The following is a 2,912-nucleotide window of genomic DNA, read 5'->3' as shown; positions in this document are numbered from 1 at the left end:
TGAGCGCGCGGTGGTGCGCGGCGTAACGTTACGCCGCGCACCACCGCGCGCTCAGTTTTCTACGTCAGGGGTCCCGCCAGGGGTCCCGCCAGGGGCCTGAGGGTGGCTCAGCAGGCGACTCAGAGCGTACGGGAGCGGCGCAGCGAGACGGTCACCATCGCCGCGCCGAGGCCGAGGAACCCGAGGCCACCCACCACGTACGGGGTGGTGTCCATGCCGCCGGAGTCAGCGAGCCGCGCCTCGCCGCCCGGGGTTGACGGGGCCGACGAGGTGGTCACGCGCGACGGTGCGCCCGGGGAGCCGTGGCCGTCCTCCGTCGCCTGCGCAGAGGGCACGAACCACAGGGCACACAGCAACGCGCCAGCAGCAGTGGCGGTCAGCAGTGGGCGGCGTGCGGTGGTCACGAAAGAGATCCCCCTTGTCCTGGCGGCCACTTGGCCCGGTATCGGCCGATGGTAGTGACCGCTGCGGGTCGCACGGAAGGCCGGGCGTGCGCCGCCTACGCTCCGGAAGATGAGCACTCCAGAAACATCCCAGTTCGTACGCCTTCGGGTGGAGCTCGTGCTGGACGTCACCGACGCCGAGCAACTGGCCGTGGCAGCCCGCGAACAGATCGACGGCGACCCCTTCATGCCGGCCGAAGAGCGCGAGCACGCACGCCTGGCCATCCGCGACGACCAGGCCGAGGCCCTCGCGTACCTCATCGACCCGGGTGACCTGGTCAAGGAGGTCCCCGGCCTGGAACTCGCCCAGGCGTCATGGAGCAGCGAGCCGATCGACTTCGACCCGGACGCGGAGGTGTGGGGGCTCGATGACGACCTCGATGACGACGAGCCGGACGATGAAGATGAGGACGATGACGAGCTGGCTGGCGAACTAGATGGCGAAGCCGAGGGCCCGGAAGCAGCCACCGGCGGTGACCGGTTGACCGCGGGCGCCGCCGCGTCCGCCGGGGCCCGGGCGGTCCACGACGTGGGGCTCGGTGGGCGGATCGACGCCACGGCGGACGACCCCGATGCGACGTACGACCCGGCGGGTGGCTGGGCGGCGGGGGGCTATCGGCAGCCGTGAGGGACGCCCCGTGGGCCCGGGGGCCCCGGGGGGCGCCGGCGCCCCGGGGGGGGGGCGGGGGGCTGGGGCGGGGGGGGGGGGGGGGGGGGGGGCGGGGGGCGGGCCGGGGGGGGGCGGGGCGGGGGGGGGCCCCCCCCCCCCCCCGCTGCTGGGTGCCGGGGTGCTGCGGCGGGAAGATCGGGAGGGCCCAGCGGCAGCTACGGGGCTTGCAGGAGCTACGGGAGCTGCGGAGCCCGCCGGATCTGCGGGGCCTGCGGGGTCTGCCGGATCTGCGGGGGCCGCGGGGCTTATCGGCGGTGCGGCGTGGTAGCACGGTGCGGTGGGGTGGTGACGCGGTGCGGAGAATTCGTGTGGGGGCGGGGTGGGGAAGCGGTCCGGGGTGGCGGGAGCGTAACGAAACTGCCGCAGGTAGGGGCGCCGGCCCTCGATCCGCACCTCGGTGGCCCCGTCCGGGCATATGGTCTGACCGGGGTCTTTTGGTGAGTGGCCTTGCCCACAGTTTCACTGGGAGTGGAACGGCCCAAAAGGTACACGCGTTCATATGGGGTGGCCGGTACGCGTGTCTGCCCGACGGTCCGGCTCGGGGATTGACGGGGTTCAGCAGCAATGGAGAAGCGTGTGATGACGGACGGCAAGCGCCGCAAGGGCCTGGTGGCCGCGGCTGCTGTGCTCGGTGGCGTACTGGTCCTCTCCGCCTGTGGCGGCGACGACGGTGACGGCGGCGGCAGCAGCGGCAGCGACAAGGACAAGAGCGGCAAGTCGCAGTCGCAGGTCGACAAGGCGGCGGCGGAGGACGCGTCGGACGCGCACATCTCCATCACGCCCAAGGCCGGCACCACCAACGCCGGCATCAACAGTGACGCCAAGGTCACCGTGCGCGACGGCAAGCTCTCCGAGGTCACCATGGTGACGGCGGCGGGCACCCAGGTCCCGGGTGCGATATCCGCGGACGGCACCTCGTGGAAGCCGAGCGGGCAGCTTGAGCGCTCGACGGTCTACAAGATCAAGGCGACCGCGCAGGACTCCGAGGGCCGCAAGGCGACGGAGAACACCTCCTTCACCACCGTCTCCCCGGGCAACAGCTTCATCGGCACCTTCACGCCCGAGGACGGTTCCACGGTCGGCGTCGGCATGCCGGTGTCGGTCAACTTCGACAAGCCCGTGACCAACCGCAAGGACGTCCAGTCCGCGATCACCGTCACGAGCTCCGGCGGCCAGCAGGTCGTCGGCCACTGGTTCAGCGCCAACCGCCTCGACTTCCGCCCCCAGGAGTACTGGAAGGCCGGGTCGCAGGTGACGATGAAGATGGAGCTCGACGGCGTCGAGGCGTCCAACGGCGTGAAGGGCGTCCAGGACCGGACCGTCAACTTCAAGATCGGCCGCTCGCAGGTCAGCACGGTGGACGCGAAGACCAAGCGGATGACCGTGGTCCGCGACGGCAAGACGATCAAGGACATACCGATCTCCGCCGGCAGCCCGGCCAACCCGACGTACAACGGTCAGATGGTGATCTCCGAGAAGTTCAAGGAGACCCGGATGAACGGCGCCACGGTCGGCTTCACCGATGGTGACGGCAAGGGCGAGTACGACATCAAGGACGTGCCGCACGCGATGCGACTGTCCACCTCGGGCACCTTCATCCACGGCAACTACTGGGGCGCCGACGGCATCTTCGGCGCGGCCAACACCAGCCACGGCTGCATAGGTCTGAACGACGCCAAGGGCGCCGGCGACCCCTCGCAGGACGGGGCCTGGTTCTACGACCAGTCGATCCTCGGTGACGTCGTCGTGATGAAGAACTCCCCGGACAAGACGATCAAGCCTGTCTCTTATAAACAACT

3 protein-coding genes are annotated in these 2,912 nt (G+C 70.5%); 2 read left to right on the top strand and 1 reads right to left on the bottom strand.

What is annotated here, in order from left to right; translation table 11 throughout:
- Positions 1-119 precede the first annotated feature (119 nt).
- A complete protein-coding gene (locus AAHZ94_RS36035) occupies positions 120-404 on the bottom strand; it encodes a hypothetical protein (protein WP_349997831.1) in 285 nt (94 codons plus the stop codon).
- Positions 405-513: 109 nt separating this feature from the next.
- On the opposite strand from AAHZ94_RS36035, the gene AAHZ94_RS36030 reads away from it, so the two are divergent.
- Positions 514-1,071: a hypothetical protein gene (locus AAHZ94_RS36030; RefSeq protein ID WP_349997830.1), complete on the top strand. Its 558-nt coding sequence runs from the start codon at positions 514-516 to the stop codon at positions 1,069-1,071.
- A gap of 606 nt (positions 1,072-1,677) precedes the next feature.
- A partial coding sequence (locus tag AAHZ94_RS36025; RefSeq protein WP_349997829.1) for a L,D-transpeptidase occupies positions 1,678-2,912 on the top strand: 1,235 nt, incomplete at its 3' end.

It is taken from the genome of Streptomyces sp. HSW2009 (genome assembly GCF_040240285.1).
In the GTDB taxonomy this organism is placed as follows: domain Bacteria; phylum Actinomycetota; class Actinomycetes; order Streptomycetales; family Streptomycetaceae; genus Streptomyces.
Note: the sequence above shows the minus strand (reverse complement) of the source record. Positions and strands in the feature narration are given on the sequence as shown.